We start from the raw sequence: 16,360 nt of genomic DNA, 5'->3' as shown, positions 1-16,360 counted from the left end.
ATCCCGGCTAAGTCCCGATCGCGGACACCACGATGCGCGCGGCATCGGCGACGACGGCCTCGTCCGGTTGAGCGTCGTACCCGCCAGCGGTGCAGTCGGAGTAGATCGCGATCACGTGGGGCACTCCGCCCGGCGACCACGCCACCGCAACGTCGTTGGTGCGCCCGTAATCACCCGATCCGGTCTTGTCGGCGACCTTCCAGTCCGGGAATGCGGCTCGAATCCTGTTGTCGCCGGTGGTGTTACGCATCATCCAATCGACCAGCAGCGTGCGCTTGTCCGCCGGCAGGGCATCACCTAGCACAAGCTGTTGGAAGACGGAGGCCATGGCGCGCGGCGTCGTGGTGTCCCGGTCGTCGGTCGGGGCGTCGCGGTTCAGTTCCGGCTCGGCCTGGTCGAGCCGACTGACACCGTCGCCCAGGCCGCGCAGATAGCCGGTGAAACCCGCCGGACCGCCGATTTGAGAAAGCAACAGGTTGGCCGCGGTGCCGTCGCTGTGGCGGATTGCGGCATCGCACAGCTGTCGGACGGTCATTCCGGATCCGACGTGCTGCTCGGTCACCGGCGACGTGGAGTTGATGTCGGATCTGGTGTAGGTGACCAGCGTGTCCAGATGAGCAAGCGGATACTGGTGCAGCACTGCGGCGACCAGCGGCGCTTTGAACGTCGAGCAGAAGGCGAACCGCTCGTCGGCCCGGTAGGCGAGCGCCGTCGTCGTCGCTGTCTCCGGGACGTATACACCGACCCTGCCCCCGTATCTGCGCTCCAGGTCGCCGAAACGCCGGGACAGGTCCGGCGAAGCTTTGGTGGTGGTCGGCGTCGTGGGACGGCCGGCCCCGGGACGCGCACATCCGGACACCAAGACCCCAGCGGCGACCGAGAACGCTTGACGGCGGGTCCAGATTGAAGTCGATATACCCATTTCGGGCAACAGTGTGTCAGGCGTCGCCGTCCCAGGTGGTGGGCAGCATCGGCAGCGGCGTGTCGTCGGCCAAGGCGACCAACCCCGCCGCGCGAGCCGCACCTGGTCTGATGGCGGCACCGGCAAATCCGAACGGTCCCGCACCTTCCTCGGACGGCGCCACCGGGGTGTCGGCCGCCAGGAATTCGTAACGGTTGCCGTGATCCTTCGCCGTCGCCGTGCGGTGCCGACGGCGCCGAGCCCGTTCGTCTGCCGGAGTTGTCGCCGGCGCGGGTGCGGTTGCCTCGTCGGGTGCCGACTCGGGAGCCTGGCGACGCGCGCGACCGCCGGCGGCGGTGCGGGCGGCCAGCTCCGAAAGGCCCACCGCGTACAGGGAATCGGAGATGCCCGCGGTGGCCCCGGTCGGATCGGTGAGGGTCGGTCCGAAGCCTGTGGGACCGCCACCGGCCGGTCCCACACCCATCGTCGGCGCGGCACTGGGCGCCACGTTGCCTGAGGTCAGCGGAGCCTGGCTGACAACCGTCGAGGCGGGTCCCGCCGTCGGTGGCACCGGCACACCGGCCGGCGTCGCGGTGGCTGCGGCCAGCGGCGTCGCCACCGAGAGCGGAATGGCGATGCCCGCGGCTCCCACGCCCGCCGCCCCCAGTCCCACCGCACCCAGACCCGAAGCGACGACGAAGGCCGGGGCGAGCGACACCGCCAATGCCACTGCCTGCTGGCCGAATGGCCAGAAAATCATCAATGTGTGGAAAGTCGCCCACGCCAATGCGGTGGCGAGCACCGGGGAGATGCCGGGAATCTGCCCCAGCGCGGCGCTGAGCCCGTTGGCGAAGGGCACGGCCGGGATCGGCCACCCGCCGGGATTGAGATCCTTGGAGACCGGCCAGGCAAAGTTCGAGGTGTACTGCTGGATGACTGCCGCAAGCTGGTCCTGCCACGTCGTGGACGCGGCGGTCGCCTGGGTGGTGTCAGCGTGCTGGGAAACGATCCGCGGCGCCGGCGCGGTGGCGGGCGCGGCGTTGAGCGCGGACTCCGCGACCGCCTGATACGCCGTCATCGTTTCGGCAGCCTGCACCCACATCCGCACGTAGTCGGCTTCGTTGAGCGCGATCGGAATGGTGTTGAGCCCGAAGAAGTTGGTTGCCACCAGCGCCGCGTGGACGGCATGGTTGGCGGCGAGCTCGGCCAGGGTGGGCATGTTGGCTAACGCCGCGGTGTAGGCACCGGCGGCCGTCTCGTGCGTGGCGGCCGCCGCCGAGCTCTTCGCGGCGGTGTCCAGCAGCCATGCCAGATAGGGGCCGTGGGCGGCCACATAGCCTTCGGCGGTGGGCCCGTCCCAGGCGCTGTGAACCGCGCCCAGCAACTGAGCGAGTTCGTCCGCCGCCTCCGCGTAGGTCGCACTCAATGACGACCACGCCTGCGCGGCCCCCAGCAGCGACTCCGGTCCGGGACCGCTGCTCAGTAGGGCCGAAGGCACCTCTGGCGGCATGGCGAACCACAGCGGAGCCGTCATTGCCGCAGACCTGCATGCAGCACCACGCCCTACCTCCCCCAGAGCCGCTCGGGCTGTGAGCGGCTTCCGTATCAGTAGTCGGATCTAGGTGCGCGTCGGTTCCCCGCAATTTGCTTCAGTACCAAAAAATTTATGTGCGCTTCGTATGCACCGGGTGTGATCAGTGCGTGAACCGGCGGCTCAGGCCGGTAACCCAGCGCGCCGCGTCGGCAACGGTGCCGACCGTTTGCACGCCACCCGGCAGCGGCGGACGGGCCACCATCACGACGGGAATCTGCAGCGCGGCGGCCGCATCCAGCTTGCCTCTGGTCATCGCGCCGCCGCTGTTCTTGGTCACCAGGGCCTCGATCCGGTATTCGGCAAGCAGTCGACGTTCGTCCTCGTACCGGTAGGGACCGCGGGACAGCAACAGCTCATAGCGGCGCGGCAGCTGCATGTGCTCAGGCGCGGTCACCGCGCGAATGAGAAACCACGCGTCGCTGCCGGCGAAAGCCCCCACCGCCGACCGGCCGGTGGTCAGGAAGACTCGTGAATAGTTCTGTTTCGCAACCTCTTCGGCTGCCTCCCTGTCCGAGGCCACGACCGTGGCCGCACCCGGATCCCACGGTGGTCGGGCCAGCACCAGATGCGGCAGCGACAATTCGCGGCATACCTGTGCGGCGTGCGCGGTCATGGTGGCCGCAAACGGGTGGGTGGCGTCGACGACCGCATCGATGCGTTCCTCGCGCAGCCACCGACGCAGTCCGTCGACGCCACCGAAGCCGCCGATGCGCACCGGCCCTGCCGGCAACGCCGGGTCAGGGACGCGCCCCGCGAGCGAGCTGATGATGTCCACATCCGGATGCAGGACTTCGGCCAGCGCACGCCCTTCGGCGGTGCCACCGAGCAGCAACACCCGCATCAGTGGTCCTTACGTCTGGCCGCTGAATACAGATAGCTGTCGGTGAAACCGTCGGCGGCGAGCACGTCACCGACGACGATCACGGCGGTCTTGGTGATGCCGGCCTGACGCATCTGTGCGGCAATGTCGGTGAGCGTGCCGCGCAGCACGGTCTGTTGCGGCCAACTGGCGAAAGCGACCACCGCTACCGGTGTTTCGGGTGGGTATCCACCGGCCAGCAGCTGCGGAACGATGGCGTCGATCTGGGCCGCGGCAAGATGCAGAACCAGGGTGGCACCACTTGCGGCGAGCGTCGGTAGGTCTTCGCCGGGCGGCATGGCCGTGGACAGCGTCGACACCCGGGTCAGCGTGACGGTCTGCGCCACCCCGGGGACGGTGAGTTCACGCTTGAGTGCCGCCGCCGCGGCCGCGAAAGCCGGCACCCCGGGGACGATCTCGTAACCGATGCCCACGGCGTCGAGCCGGCGGCACTGCTCAGCCAAGGCGCTGTACAAGGAGGGGTCACCGGAGTGCAAGCGCGCCACGTCGTAGCCGGCGACATCGGCGTCGGTGAGTTCGTTGATGATCTGGTCCAGGGTAAGTGGACCGGTATCGACGACCTTGGCATCGGACGGGCAGTGGGCCAGCAGGTCTTTGGGCATGATCGAACCGGCATAAAGACACACCGGACACGTTTGGAGCAGCCGCAGGCCGCGGACGGTGATGAGATCCGCCGCACCCGGCCCGGCACCGATGAAATACACCGTCACCGCTGTACCACCGCCCACTGGGTGACCGGATGCTGCGGGCGCCAGCCGGTGAAGCCGCCCAGCGGTTCAGCGTGGTAATGCTGGAATCGCCGCAACTCGCCGCCGTGTTGTGAACGGGCTTGCGCCAAAACGGCTTCCGATTCCACGGTCACCGCATTCGCCACCAGGCGCCCGCCGACGGGCAGAAATTTGAGGCAGGAGTCGAGCAAGCCGGGACGGGTCAGACCACCACCGATGAAGATTGCCGACGGAAGTGGCGCGCCGTCGAATCCATCCGGCGCAGCACCGCGCGTCTCGATGGTCACACCGTTTGCGGCGGCGTTGTCGGCAATTCTGGTGCGGCGACGCTCGTCTCGTTCGAATGCCACCGCGGTACAACCCCGAAAACTGCGACACCACTCGACGGAGATGCTGCCGGAACCCGCACCGACATCCCAAAGCCTTTCTCCTGGAACAGGAGCAAGCGCCGCCAACGTGAGCGCCCGGATACCGTACTTGGTGATCTGACCGTCGTGGGCGAACGCGTCGTCGGGCAGATGTCTGACGCGCTCGTCGGGCAGATAGCGGATGGCGAGCACGTTGAGGTCGTCGACATCCACGGGTGCATGGTTGGCCCAGTCCCCGGCGGTGCCGTCCCGACGACGCTCGCACGGGCCGCCGAGTTGCTCCAGCACGGTGAACTCTGACTCGCTGCGCCCGTAGGCGGCCAGCAGCGACGCCAGCGCCGTTGGGGTAGTCCGGTTGCGGGACAGCACAATTGCCTGTCCCCCACGTCGCACCGCCGTAGGCGGCTCGGCCGTGACCAGGCTGATCACTTCGGTGTCATGGACGCTCCAGCCCATCCGCGCACAGGCCAGGGTCACCGACGACACGTGCGGCAGGACCCGGACGTTGTCGTTTCCGAAGCGTCGGATCAGGGTCCCGCCGATTCCGTGCAGCAGCGGGTCGCCGCTGGCGATGACGTGGATGTCACCGGCTGCGTCCTCGAGGATTCGCTCCAACGCAGGCAGCAGCGGGGATGGCCATTCACGCCGCGTGGCAACCACGGTGTCATCGAGCAGGTCGAGTTGCCGCTTGGATCCGTAAATGATTGTGGCGCGCCGCAATTCGTAAGCCGACTCCATGCATAGGCCGGACATGCCGTCGGCGCCGATGCCGACAACGATGATCATCGCGGCATCCTGCGCCAGACGAATTGCGGTAACAGCTTCAGAGTGAAGAACATCGGCTGCAGCGCCCACGGGATCCAAACGCTGCGCCGCCCTTTGGCCAGTGCCTTCGCCGTGGCGGCAGCAACCTGCTCGGGGGTACTGGATAGCGGCGCCGGCGTCATGCCCTGCGTCATCCGCCCGATGACAAACCCCGGGCGAGCGATCAACAACCGCACCCCGGTGCCGTGTAGCGCGTCAGCCAATCCGTTGGCGAATCCGTCCAGCCCGGCCTTGGCAGAACCGTAGACGTAGTTGGCGCGACGCACCCGCACCCCGGCCACCGACGAGAACACCACCAGCGATCCCCGATTGGCGCGGCGCATGGCCGCCGCCAGAATCGTCAGCAAGCTGACCTGCGCGACGTAATCGGTGTGCACGATCGCGACGGCATGCGCCGCGTCGATCTCGGCGCGGGCTTGATCACCGAGGACTCCGAAGGCGAGCACCGCGGTGCCGATCGAGCCATGCTCGGCGATGATCGCGTCGACCAGGGCAGCGTGGGAGGACACGTCGTCGGCGTCGAACTCCAAGGTGTGCACCGAGGCGGCACCGGCGTCTCGCACGGTGGCCACTTCGTCACCGAGTTGATCGGCTCGGCGCGCCACCAACAGCACCGTGGCGCCAGGCGCCAGGTGCCGTGCGAGCTCGACGCCGATCTCACTGCGGCCGCCGAAAATTACTATCGGACCGCTGCTCGTGTCGTCCACGGCTGTGATTATCGCCTGCGCTAGCGTGAGAGGCGATGGCCAAGACCACTACGCGGCTCACCGACGACGCGCTGGCGTTCCTCTCCGAACGCCATCTGGCGATGTTGACGACGTTGCGGGCCGACAATTCACCGCACGTGGTGGCGGTGGGATTCACCTTCGACCCCAGGACGCACATCGCCCGCGTCATCACCACCGGCGGTTCGCAGAAGGCCGTCAACGCCGAGCGCGGTGGTGTAGCGGTGCTCAGCCAGGTCGATGGTGCACGGTGGCTGTCCCTCGAGGGCCGTGCCGTGGTGAACAAACAAATCGACGCCGTTCGCGACGCCGAGCTGCGTTACGCGCAGCGTTACCGCACACCGCGGGCGAACCCACGTCGGGTCGTCATCGAGGTTCAGGTGGAACGGGTGTTGGGCTCGTCCGACCTGCTCGACCGCAGTTGATGACGTTTCCCGCGGTCACGGCGAGATGACGTACTGCACCCACGCTCCACCGCCCGGCCCAGCCGCCGCCCACAAACGCGAATTCTGAATCCCCGTCCGCGGCAGCCCGAACGTCGACCCCAGCGCCGCGCAGGCCGCCGACGCGCCGGTGAACTGCACCGGTGCCGTCACGGTCCACGCGCCTATCCCGTTCACACAGGCCGCGGGATGCGGGTCAGTGCAGGGCGCCGCAACCCAACGTCCGTCGGCGCCCTGCAGGGTGCACCCGCCTGCTCCGGCACGAGGCTCATCCGGTGCCCAGCTCCACAGCGTCGCTTGAATGCGGCCGTCCTCGGGCAGTAGCTGGTCGAGACCAAAGAGATTGACGCCGCAGAACGTCATCGCCTGCACCTTGTTCGGCGTCAGCGCCTCCGGATTGTTGGGTGGCCGGCTGGGGTTGATCAGCGCCGAAATGAACGTGGAGTCCTCGAAGTATCGGACGATGTTGTTGGCATAAACGACGGGGCCATACGTCGCATCGCACCGCGGAAACTGCTGGTAGTCAAAGGTTGACCCCTTCTGCACCTCCTCGTGTTCCCAGCTGAAGACGGCGCTGCCCAAACTCGGCACGCAATCGCTGACCAGCACTACCTGCGCGCCCGCGGTTCGGACGTCGTTGCGAGAGATGTTGCGCGGGAACGCAGCACATCCGGCGGGACTGATGTCGGCGGGAGCGGGATGATAGATCAGACTTGTCCCGTCGGGGCGCCGCAACCCGTTCTCTATGGTGGACAGCGCCGAGGCGTAGGCCGTCGGATCTTTCAGTTGATCCTCGATGAGGAGCAGGACGACTTGGTCGGCATGGTTATTCAACCAATCCCCAATGACCGGAAGCACTTTGGAGAACAGCGGTTCGGTGGTGCAGCCCAGGTTGCCCTGCTCCGGCGGACGACCATGGCACACCGTGACACCGGGCCGGCCCAGCTGGCCGAGTCGCGGGATGTAGTGCAGATCCAATTCGATGCTGCGCACGTCGATGTCGAGCTGCTGAGGCATCGACAGCTGCTGATTGGAGTCGGCGTGCGACGGGGTGAACTGTTCGGCGAGGCTGTTGAAAGAGTTGTGGGTACCGATCCACTGAGCGTCTTTGAAGGGCACCGAGTCGCCGAGCGCGTATTGGAATTGCGCGGCACGGTGCACCCACGACTGGAGATAAGCGGCCGTCGCAGCCTGAGTCACCTTGTGCGCCAACGGCACCAGGCACAGATTGTCAGAGACCCCGACGCGTCGGCATTCCGCGGCGACCGCGTCGGCGAACTTGCCGGTGCCCGAACACGGAAAGGCGAACGGACTGATCGCGTTGCAGGGAGCCGTGGGTGACGGCGGTGTCGGCACCTCGTTGATGTCGGCGGCGACCGGTGCCGCCGATGTCAGCGCAAGCATGAACGTCGAGACGAAAACGGCGCACTTCAACGACCTCGCGCTGGGCATGCGTTACCCTGGCACGGCGCTACGGAAGGGGACGAGAAACGTTGTCCAACTGTAGGAGTGTTGAGATCAATCTGTGAGCTGACCTCGGCACGTCGGCCTTGACCCGTCGCCAAGGGGATCTTCTCGGTGCTCAGCACTGACAAGGCAGCGTCGGACTACTTCAATGGGCATGCTGAGCGGCAGGCGATTCTCGCCGAGGGCAACTACATTCAGACGCTCACCAGCCACACACCCCATATGGCGAACTACAACGCCCACTTGCACGACGCTATGACCCTGCGCGGGTTGGTCGACGCCGGGATCCACAACGCGGTTCAAGCGCAGGTGGAAAGCCATGCGTTGCAGGAAGATGCCGCGCGGCGGACGGAATATGACCAGAAGAAGACGGCCTACGAGTTGGGGGTGAAGACCTTGGCCGCAGTGACAGGAGCAATACCAGGAGCCGGCCCATTTGCCGCGCCAGCGCTCGGAATAGTCGGTCAGGCAATTGAGGGTGATGTGCTGGGGCCCGCCCCGACCGGGATGCTGCTCCCGACGGATCATCGATTGCCCACCATGTCAATTGGCCGAGCTGATCGCGAGATACTGAACGCCGTCCTCGCATCCGGACACCCGGTAACAAACATTCCTCCGCAGTACCTGATCGATGGACGCATCGGCAGTCCAGATGAGTTGTTTAGCAGAGGTATTCACGTGGAATCTGGCATCTACGACGAAACTCTAAGTCGGGGACTGGCCGCGTTGTACACCCAGATCTATCAAGACGATCCGGTCAGACTCGTACTACCTGACCGAGACATGATCCTGCGTTACAACGCGGTTGTTGATGACCCCAACCCGCTGAAGCGGTGAAAAATCCGTACTGACTAACCGGAATCACCGATAGGCGATAGCATCACCCGATCCAGGAGGGCACCTGGCCCCGTAGGTGGAAGGACACGATGAGCGGGGACGACGAGCTACGCATCATGCTCGACCAACTTTCGCAGCTACTCGGGATACCACCGCCACCGGCGATCACTCCTGATCAGCTGGCTTCCGGGCATTCGGGCATCAGCCAACTGCTCAGGGCGCTCGGCGCGGCCGCCAACGCCGGTGACGCCGACGACAACAGCGAAGCGCAGAGCGGGCATGACGAGCGCGACGCGAAAGTTAACGATGCGCTCGCCAAGTTTCCTGCCAACGAAAACGAAGCTGCCGCGCAGTTGGCCGGTGTCGGAGGCGCGGGGCAGATGTCTCAGATGCTGCAGCAGATGCCGCAGATGGCGTCCGGGGTAGCGGGCGGAATCGCCGGAGCGCTCGGTGGGGTTCTGCAGCCGTTTATGCAGATTCCGCAACAGCTTGCGCAGGCCGGGCAACAGGCCATGCAGACGGGCATGGGAATGATGCAGCAAGGGACTGGCGCCAGCGCCGGTGAGGTCGATCCCGACGAGTTGCTCGGAGGTGGGGACGATTTCGGTGCGGGGGGCGGCCACTTCTCTGGTGCCGGCGGAGGCGGCGGTAGCGAGGGCGCTGGCGGTGGGGGTGGCGGTTTCGAGGGAACCAATCCGACGGCGATGCTCGGGCCGCCGCCGACTCCCTCAGCCGGTACCGTGCCCGCATCGTCGCAGGCCGCCTCGGCGCCGGCGCCGAGTGTGCCCGAACCTGCGGCGGCTCAACGCGGGGCGATGGGCGGTGCAATGCCGATGATGCCGCCGGGGGCCATGCACGGCGCAGGCGCTTCCGGCAGCGAGGCCAAGCCCGACACCAAACGGATCGTCGGACCTACTGTCAAAAATGGCGCACCGGTGCAGGGGCGTATCACCGCTCCCCCCACGCTGCCGGCGGTGACCAAGCACATCGACGGCAAACCGGTAGCGACGAGACGCATAGTGCTCTCCGACGATAAACGCGAAGGTCCCGATTCGGGTTCGTGATCCGACGACAGCAACGTTGCCTTTGAGCTTGATCAGGAGATCGACTCCTTGTCACGCCGCACCCAGCAAAGGGTGACTGGCGGTTTTTCGGTGGAACGCTACGATCCACGCGTGTCTAACATGCCTCCCCCTGCGACCTGGCCGCCCGCGACACCGCCGACGCATATTGGGCCGCCGCAGTGGCTCGCTCTCGTCTCGCTAGGGGTCGCACTGTTGGCGATCGGAGTTGCCCTCGGCGCGTGGTTTCGACCATTGGCGAAGCACGAACCACCGCCGCCCGCCCCCTCGTACACGAGCGAGCAGGTTGCCGAAGCGAAGGCGAAAGTGTGCGCTGCGTATGCGAAAGTGCACCAGGCGATCAAAGCGAGTTCTTCTCGTGAGGTTGGCGTTGACGAGACTGCCAGATTTGCTTTCGCGATAAATGGTCGTCAAGCGCTCCTTGCGGGCAGCGGATATCTTCGAACAGTCCTGTCAGCGCAGGCTGCCACACCATCTGAGCTCAAGGTAAGTACCCGCAAGATTTCCGATATTTACGAAGAGCTCGTCATTGACTACCTTAACGGTCTTGCTGATAGCCAGATGAAGGATACCTTAAATATTGGAAATGAAGAGGCAGTCAGAATCGAAGCACTCTGCAAATGACGGATTTACCGCCAGGCACATGGTACTCCTATCGGACGACAACCGCGGAAGTCCTGTTTCGAGTCCTTTGATCCGCCGGCACAATGAGTCTGTGCGCGTGAGTATTTGGTCAACGGCCTCTCACGTGTCGCGTAGCAAAGCATGACTGGCGGTTTCACGCGGGAACGATACGATCCACGCGTGTCTAACGTGCCTTCGCAGCAACCTCCGACCTGGCCGCCCGCGATGCCGCCCGCGCGTAGTCGGGTGCCGAGGTGGCTCGCAATCGTCTCGCTAGGAATTGCGCTGCTGGCGGTCGGAGTCGCCGTAGGCGCCTGGTTTCGACCCTTGCCGAAGCACGAACCACCGCTCCCTCCCACATACACGAGCCAGCAAGTTGCCGAAGCGAAGAGGAGGGTGTGCGCTGCGTATGCAAAGGTGCACCACGCGGTACTTGCCAATACGGGCCGGGGTGGTGGCAACGACCCCGCCACCTTGCTGGGGCTAGCGGCGAATGCGCGAATCGCGCTGTTCGATAGTGGCGAATATCTGCTAAAGGTGCTGCAACAGGAATCCGCCACCCCAAACGACTTTGCAGCGGCAACTAGAGCACTAGCCGATTCATATCAAATGCTTGCAATCAACTACATGGCTGAGGCCGGTGATTCGGAACTGCAGGATTCACAGAATGCTGTCGAACGTGCCGGATCAAGAGTCGCCGAGATGTGCAGATGACCTTTCCTGCCGGCAAGTGGTCGCCTGTACTTGTAGGCGATTATTGGCCCGACGATACCGACTTAGCCGCCGTCGCCAGCGGCAGAGCGAATCGCACCGGAATACGCACACGGTTTAACGAGTTTGGTGACGCTCTGCGCGATGCGCAATCCGGATTACTTGCTGACCAAAGTGGTAGCACAGTTGAAGATTTACGTGCGACTTTTCGTACGTGCGAACACCAAGCCAGATTAGTAGCTGAGAAAAATATGGTGAAAGAGCAGGCATATGGAACTGCCTATGACAGCATAGTTTCCCTCCGACAGGATTTATCGAGTTTGGCTGAAGAAGGAAACAAAGAAATCCAAGCGGTCGAAGACTCCAAGCAGTCCCCAGAGACCAAGGTGGCTGCAATCCTGTCGTTGATCAACAACTATCACGCGATTGCAAACATGGCTGTTGCAAAGTATGGCGGTAACGTGGCCGACGCTGTACAGCGAATACTTGACGTAGAAGCCGCGGGACAAACGACGCGTCAGTTCGCTCAAGCACACGGCGTCGACATGGGTCACATCTTCCAGAATCCCAAGGATCAGCGGGAATTAAACGACGCAATCAGAAGTTTGGTAAACAACTCCGCCTCTCCGCAATTACTTGGAGTCGGCCAGCTCCCAACGTCACTCGGCCGGCAAGAAGGTGAAGCGCCCCCAATCAAACCGGGATGCGCAGAACCGCAACTCTTTCTGAATGACCATCTTCCATCTGTACTAGAGCCCGCAGCGATCAACGAGTCGGTTCCCAGCCAAGCAGCGCCAAGACAGGTGTTGCCAGTTGGACGTCTATCACCCACTCCGCCGCACGGCGGATTTGGGACGCATGCGACTGCGGCGCCGCCTGCGGCCCCGCCTGCCCTTGCCCCCGCAGTCCCTGGGTTTTCCACTTCTGGGACGGCAAACACATCTATCCCGCCCGCAATAAGCGGTCGAGGTGCACCGTTACCCGGGACGTTGCTCCCATCCGCTCCCGCACTCCCCCAAACCCCAAGCATCACTCCCGCCGAACTCGCACAAAGCTTCAATAAGGGGTTGGAGTCCGGAGCCCCAATATCCGCGGCCGCGCACGCCGCCGCATCGATGCCAGTGACACCCACAGAAGCTCAAATGCCGCATGCACCAACGGCAGTCCCAGCCGCCGCAGCGAGCCCTCCGGTCCACGTGTCGGCCACCGAAGCGCCAACACCCACTTACCATGCGGCCGTGCCGGACGCGCCGCAAGCACCCGCGATCGTCGCGGCAGCGCCGCAAACACCGATCGCACCCCTGACACCTTCGGCCGCTAATGCATTGCCAACGTATGGTTCCGACCTCCGGCCACCGGTGTCGACGACCCTCAACCCGCCCCCAGCGCCCAGCCCGCCGCCCGTGTCTGCAACCCCAAGCTCGGCACCGGTAAGCCCGTCGGCCGGTCAAGCAACTCCGGGCCAATCCCCGCTCGTCCGGCAAACCACTCCCACCCAGGCGCCATCGCCACCGTCATCGATCGGCACCCAGGCCGTCGCAGCAACAGCGACCGGCGCGGCCGTCGGCGCCGCATCCGCCGACGCCACTGCGCGCGCCCGGTTGCAGCGCCTGGTTAACGCCGTCGCGCGCCAGCAACCGCGCCTAGCGTGGGCGGCCGGCGACCGCGCCGGTAATACCACCGTGCTAGTGACCGATTTGGCCGGCGGTTGGATCCCGCCCCGCATCGCGTTGCCGTCCGTGGTGACGCTGCTACCACCGGCACGACGCCGCGGCGCCCTTGAGGCTTTGCTCGGTGAAGTCACCGTCACCGCCCACTACACCCCGACTCACCACGTTCCCGATGACGCCGAGCCGTTGCCCACTTCGCCGCGGCCGCGATCCGCGCCGGACATTGCCGATCTCGGCTGGGAACTCAGCCGGGCCACCCAGTGGCGCGACGGCCTGCCGCGACTAGCCCACACGCTGGCCAAGGCGGCTTCAGCCGGCACAGGTGTCCTGGACTCGGAAATTACTCTGCTGCAAGAACATCTGGCCACGATCAGCAGCCAAGTGCTCGATGCCTACCCCCACCACATCGATGCCAACAAGGTCGGCAATTGGCAACTGCTCGCATCGATCGACGCACTGGTGGCCGGTGATAAGAAGGTCGCCAACTACCATCTCGCGTGGTTTCTTGCTGGCCAGCCCACTAGTTGAATTGCCTTGATCAAACGATGGCTCCGATTCAGAGCCCGAGTGCCCTTCGGCTCTGGGCAGTGGTCAACGATTTGAGGACATCGGCACCACGGTCAGCTCGTGGGGCTGATTGTTGACCGACAAAGCCCCATCTTCAGTCACGACCACGATGTCCTCGATGCGAGCCCCCCACCGACCGGGAAAGTAGATACCCGGCTCGATCGAGAACGCCATGCCCGTCGCCAGCGGCAGCTCATTTCCGGCGACGATGTAGGGCTCTTCATGCACGCACAGTCCGATGCCGTGCCCGGTGCGGTGCACGAAATACTCCCCCAGACCGGCCGAAGCCAGTACGTCTCGTGCGGCAGCGTCGACCTGCTGGGCCGTCACCCCGGGCCGCACCGTCTCAACCGCCGTGCGCTGGGCCCGTTGCAAAATCGAATACTGTTCAGCCACTTCGGCATTCGGTTCGCCGAGGCTGTACGTACGCGTCGAATCCGAGTGATAGCCGGGCCCGTAGGTGCCGCCGATGTCGACGACAACAATGTCGCCCGCCTTCAACTGTCGGTCCGAAAAGCCGTGATGCGGGTCGGCGCCGTGCGGACCTGAGCCGACGATCACAAATGCCACATCCGAATGGCCTTCTGCCACAATCGCTTCCGAGATATCAGCCGCGACATCAGCCTCCGTTCGCCCCGGCGCCAAAAATGACGGCACCCGCGCATGCACTCGATCAATCGCCGCGCCGGCCGCAAGCAACGCATCGACCTCGGCCGGTTCTTTGACCATCCGTAACTCGCGCAGCACGTCGGTGGCCAACACCGGCATCACACCCAGCGCGTGGGACAGCGGCAGCAAGTGCAACGCCGGCATGGAGTCGGTCACCGCCACAGCGGCCGGTGCACTGCCCAGGGCCTCACTCACCAATCGGTATGGATCGTCGCCGTCGACCCAGTCCCGCACATCCAGACCTAGCTCCGCGGCAGCGGATTCCTTCAGCGAGGCGAGCTCTAACCGCGGCAGCACCACCGCCGGATCCCCTACCGCCGGCACCACCAACGCGGTCAGCCGTTCGAAAGTGTCTGCGCGTGAGCCGAGTAGATACCGCAGGTCATAGCCGGGGGTGATCACCAGGCCGGCCAGCCCGGCTCGGGCGACCAAACTGGCGGCCGCGCCGAGGCGACGGGCATAAACCGCGCCCTCGAATCGGTGAGAGTCCATGCCAGCCAGGCTAACCGGACGGCCTGGCAGGATTACCTCATGCCTGCTCCCCTGTTGCTGCTCGACGGCGCCAGCATGTGGTTCCGCTCCTACTTCGGAGTACCGTCGTCGATCAAGGCTCCCGATGGCCGGCCGGTCAATGCCGTTCGCGGATTCATCGACTCCGTGGCCGTCGTGATCACCCAACACAAGCCGGGGCGGCTGGTGGTGTGCCTGGACCTGGATTGGCGACCCCAGTTCCGCGTCGACCTCATCCCCTCCTACAAAGCACACCGGGTCGCCGAACCCGAACCCGAGGGTGAGCCCGACGTGGAGGAAGTACCCGACGAGCTGACCCCACAGATCGACATGATCATGGAATTACTGGACGCCTTCGGGATCCCAACCGCCGGCGCGCCGGGCTATGAGGCCGACGATGTGCTGGGCACTCTGGCCGCCGCGGAACACAAGGACCCTGTGGTGGTCGTCAGCGGGGACCGGGACCTGCTGCAGGTAGTTGCCGACGACCCCGTCCCGGTCCGGGTGCTTTATCTTGGGCGCGGGCTCTCCAAGGCGACCTTGTTCGGCCCCAAAGAAGTGGCCGAACAGTACGGGGTCCCAGCGCATCGCGCGGGTCCGGCCTACGCCGAACTGGCGCTGCTACGCGGTGACCCCTCCGACGGACTGCCCGGGGTACCCGGGGTCGGCGAGAAGACCGCGGCCAGCCTGCTCGCCCAACACGGGTCTCTGGACGCGATCGTGGCCGCAGCTGATGACCCGAAATCCAAGCTGGCCAACGGTATTCGGACCAAGCTGCGCAAAGCCAGCGACTACATCGAAGCCGCACAACAGGTCGTGCGGGTGGCTACCGACGCCCCCGTCACGCTGTCGACGAGCACCGACAAATTGCCGCTGCACGCAGCTGACCCGAAGCGCACCGCCGATTTGGCGACCCAGTACGGCGTCGGATCCTCGATCTCGCGGTTGCAGAAAGCGCTGGACCGGCTGCCCGACTGATTACTGCGGGCGACCGACCTCGTAGGTGCCCTTGTCGTCCTGGAACGTCACCGTCACGCGCTTCGATGCGCCGTCGATACTCGCGGTGCAGTCGAAGGTGCCGCCCTTCTTCACCACCGGGTCGGAACCGCCGTTGCACTTGACGTCCTTGACGTTCTTCGCGCCGTAACCGTTGGTCTCGTCAGTAAGGATCGTCTGCACGCCGGAGTTGGCCTTGTTGACGTCCAACTTGGTGGTGACGAAGAACCCGGGCACCACGAACCCGAGCACCAGGAGCACGACGAGGAAGAGCAAAGCGATCCCGCCGATCACCGCACCCATAAAAGTCTTTGACCGCTTGGGACCCTGAGCGGGCTGGCCGTAGGCGTTCACACCCTGGGGCGGCGGATACTGACCAGGCTGACCCGGTTGCCCGTATTGCGGCTGGCCGTACTGCGGCGGCTGCCCGTATTGAGGCGCCTGCCCGTACTGCGGTGTCGCGCCGTACTGGGTGGCCTGCGAACCGAAGTCTGACCCGTACCCGGGTTGTCCATACTGCTGCTGGGGATAGGCCTGTTCGCCGGGTTGCTGGTAGCCCGGGTACTCAGCGGCCGGATATGACTGGGCGTGCCAGGTTGCGTCCTGGCCGCCACCGGGCTGTTGCCACGGCGAGCCCGCCATGGTCGGGTCCGAGGAACCCTGGCCGGGCTGCTGCCACCTTGGGTCCGGTCCCTGCGGTCCACTCATCACTGCTCCTCAGTCCGTATTGTCCTGGCCACGTTGGCCCCCGTGGTGGTACGCC

At 65.1% G+C, this 16,360-nt stretch carries 15 protein-coding genes; 6 read left to right on the top strand and 9 right to left on the bottom strand.

The window, feature by feature from the left end:
- Positions 1 to 7: 7 nt before the first annotated feature.
- The 6 genes from bla to A5636_RS13035 form a co-directional block, all read right to left on the bottom strand.
- Positions 8 to 922, bottom strand: a complete 915-nt coding sequence (bla, locus tag A5636_RS13060; protein WP_065159066.1) for a class A beta-lactamase — start codon at positions 920 to 922, stop codon at positions 8 to 10.
- Positions 923 to 938: 16 nt separating this feature from the next.
- A complete protein-coding gene (locus tag A5636_RS13055; RefSeq protein ID WP_065159065.1) occupies positions 939 to 2,435 on the bottom strand; it encodes a PPE domain-containing protein in 1,497 nt (498 codons plus the stop codon).
- A 160-nt stretch (positions 2,436 to 2,595) separates the two neighbouring features.
- Positions 2,596 to 3,339, bottom strand: a complete 744-nt coding sequence (locus tag A5636_RS13050) for a cobalt-precorrin-6A reductase (RefSeq protein ID WP_155763797.1) — start codon at positions 3,337 to 3,339, stop codon at positions 2,596 to 2,598.
- Positions 3,336 to 4,085, bottom strand: coding sequence for a precorrin-4 C(11)-methyltransferase (gene cobM / locus A5636_RS13045; RefSeq protein WP_065159091.1), 750 nt, complete (start codon positions 4,083 to 4,085; stop codon positions 3,336 to 3,338). The genes A5636_RS13050 and cobM overlap by 4 nt, the downstream gene beginning before the upstream one ends.
- The gene (locus tag A5636_RS13040; protein WP_065159063.1) at positions 4,082 to 5,257 is read right to left on the bottom strand and encodes a bifunctional cobalt-precorrin-7 (C(5))-methyltransferase/cobalt-precorrin-6B (C(15))-methyltransferase; all 1,176 of its coding nucleotides are present in this window, start codon (positions 5,255 to 5,257) and stop codon (positions 4,082 to 4,084) included. Before A5636_RS13040 ends, cobM begins: the two co-directional genes overlap by 4 nt.
- Positions 5,254 to 6,003, bottom strand: coding sequence for an SDR family NAD(P)-dependent oxidoreductase (locus A5636_RS13035; protein WP_065159062.1), 750 nt, complete (start codon positions 6,001 to 6,003; stop codon positions 5,254 to 5,256). The genes A5636_RS13040 and A5636_RS13035 overlap by 4 nt, the downstream gene beginning before the upstream one ends.
- 35 nt (positions 6,004 to 6,038) lie before the next feature.
- On the opposite strand from A5636_RS13035, the gene A5636_RS13030 reads away from it, so the two are divergent.
- The gene (locus A5636_RS13030) at positions 6,039 to 6,446 is read left to right on the top strand and encodes a F420-dependent biliverdin reductase (protein ID WP_065159061.1); all 408 of its coding nucleotides are present in this window, start codon (positions 6,039 to 6,041) and stop codon (positions 6,444 to 6,446) included.
- A gap of 15 nt (positions 6,447 to 6,461) precedes the next feature.
- Here the strand turns inward: A5636_RS13030 and A5636_RS13025 are convergent, their stop codons facing one another.
- Positions 6,462 to 7,916, bottom strand: coding sequence for a hypothetical protein (locus A5636_RS13025; protein ID WP_065159060.1), 1,455 nt, complete (start codon positions 7,914 to 7,916; stop codon positions 6,462 to 6,464).
- A gap of 126 nt (positions 7,917 to 8,042) precedes the next feature.
- Here A5636_RS13025 and A5636_RS13020 point away from each other — a divergent pair, with 126 nt between their 5' ends.
- From A5636_RS13020 to A5636_RS26165, 4 genes are all read left to right on the top strand, one after another.
- On the top strand, positions 8,043 to 8,768 hold the full coding sequence (locus A5636_RS13020) for a hypothetical protein (protein WP_065159059.1): 726 nt from the start codon (positions 8,043 to 8,045) through the stop codon (positions 8,766 to 8,768).
- 89 nt (positions 8,769 to 8,857) lie between these two features.
- Positions 8,858 to 9,832 (top strand): hypothetical protein, encoded by a 975-nt coding sequence (locus A5636_RS13015; RefSeq protein ID WP_065159058.1) that lies wholly within the window; start codon positions 8,858 to 8,860, stop codon positions 9,830 to 9,832.
- Positions 9,833 to 9,943: 111 nt separating this feature from the next.
- Positions 9,944 to 10,474, top strand: coding sequence for a hypothetical protein (locus A5636_RS26170; protein WP_155763796.1), 531 nt, complete (start codon positions 9,944 to 9,946; stop codon positions 10,472 to 10,474).
- Between the two features lie 2,114 nt (positions 10,475 to 12,588).
- A complete protein-coding gene (locus tag A5636_RS26165) occupies positions 12,589 to 13,383 on the top strand; it encodes a DUF5631 domain-containing protein (protein ID WP_155763795.1) in 795 nt (264 codons plus the stop codon).
- A gap of 63 nt (positions 13,384 to 13,446) precedes the next feature.
- Here A5636_RS26165 and A5636_RS13000 read toward each other — a convergent pair whose 3' ends face one another.
- A complete protein-coding gene (locus A5636_RS13000; protein WP_065159057.1) occupies positions 13,447 to 14,583 on the bottom strand; it encodes a M24 family metallopeptidase in 1,137 nt (378 codons plus the stop codon).
- A gap of 39 nt (positions 14,584 to 14,622) precedes the next feature.
- Here A5636_RS13000 and A5636_RS12995 point away from each other — a divergent pair, with 39 nt between their 5' ends.
- The gene (locus A5636_RS12995; protein WP_065159056.1) at positions 14,623 to 15,579 is read left to right on the top strand and encodes a 5'-3' exonuclease; all 957 of its coding nucleotides are present in this window, start codon (positions 14,623 to 14,625) and stop codon (positions 15,577 to 15,579) included.
- Here A5636_RS12995 and A5636_RS12990 read toward each other — a convergent pair whose 3' ends face one another.
- Positions 15,580 to 16,305: a DUF4333 domain-containing protein gene (locus tag A5636_RS12990; RefSeq protein WP_065159055.1), complete on the bottom strand. Its 726-nt coding sequence runs from the start codon at positions 16,303 to 16,305 to the stop codon at positions 15,580 to 15,582.
- Positions 16,306 to 16,360 lie beyond the last annotated feature (55 nt).

Source organism: Mycobacterium asiaticum, assembly GCF_001673315.1.
GTDB lineage: Bacteria > Actinomycetota > Actinomycetes > Mycobacteriales > Mycobacteriaceae > Mycobacterium > Mycobacterium asiaticum_B.
Note: the sequence above shows the minus strand (reverse complement) of the source record. Positions and strands in the feature narration are given on the sequence as shown.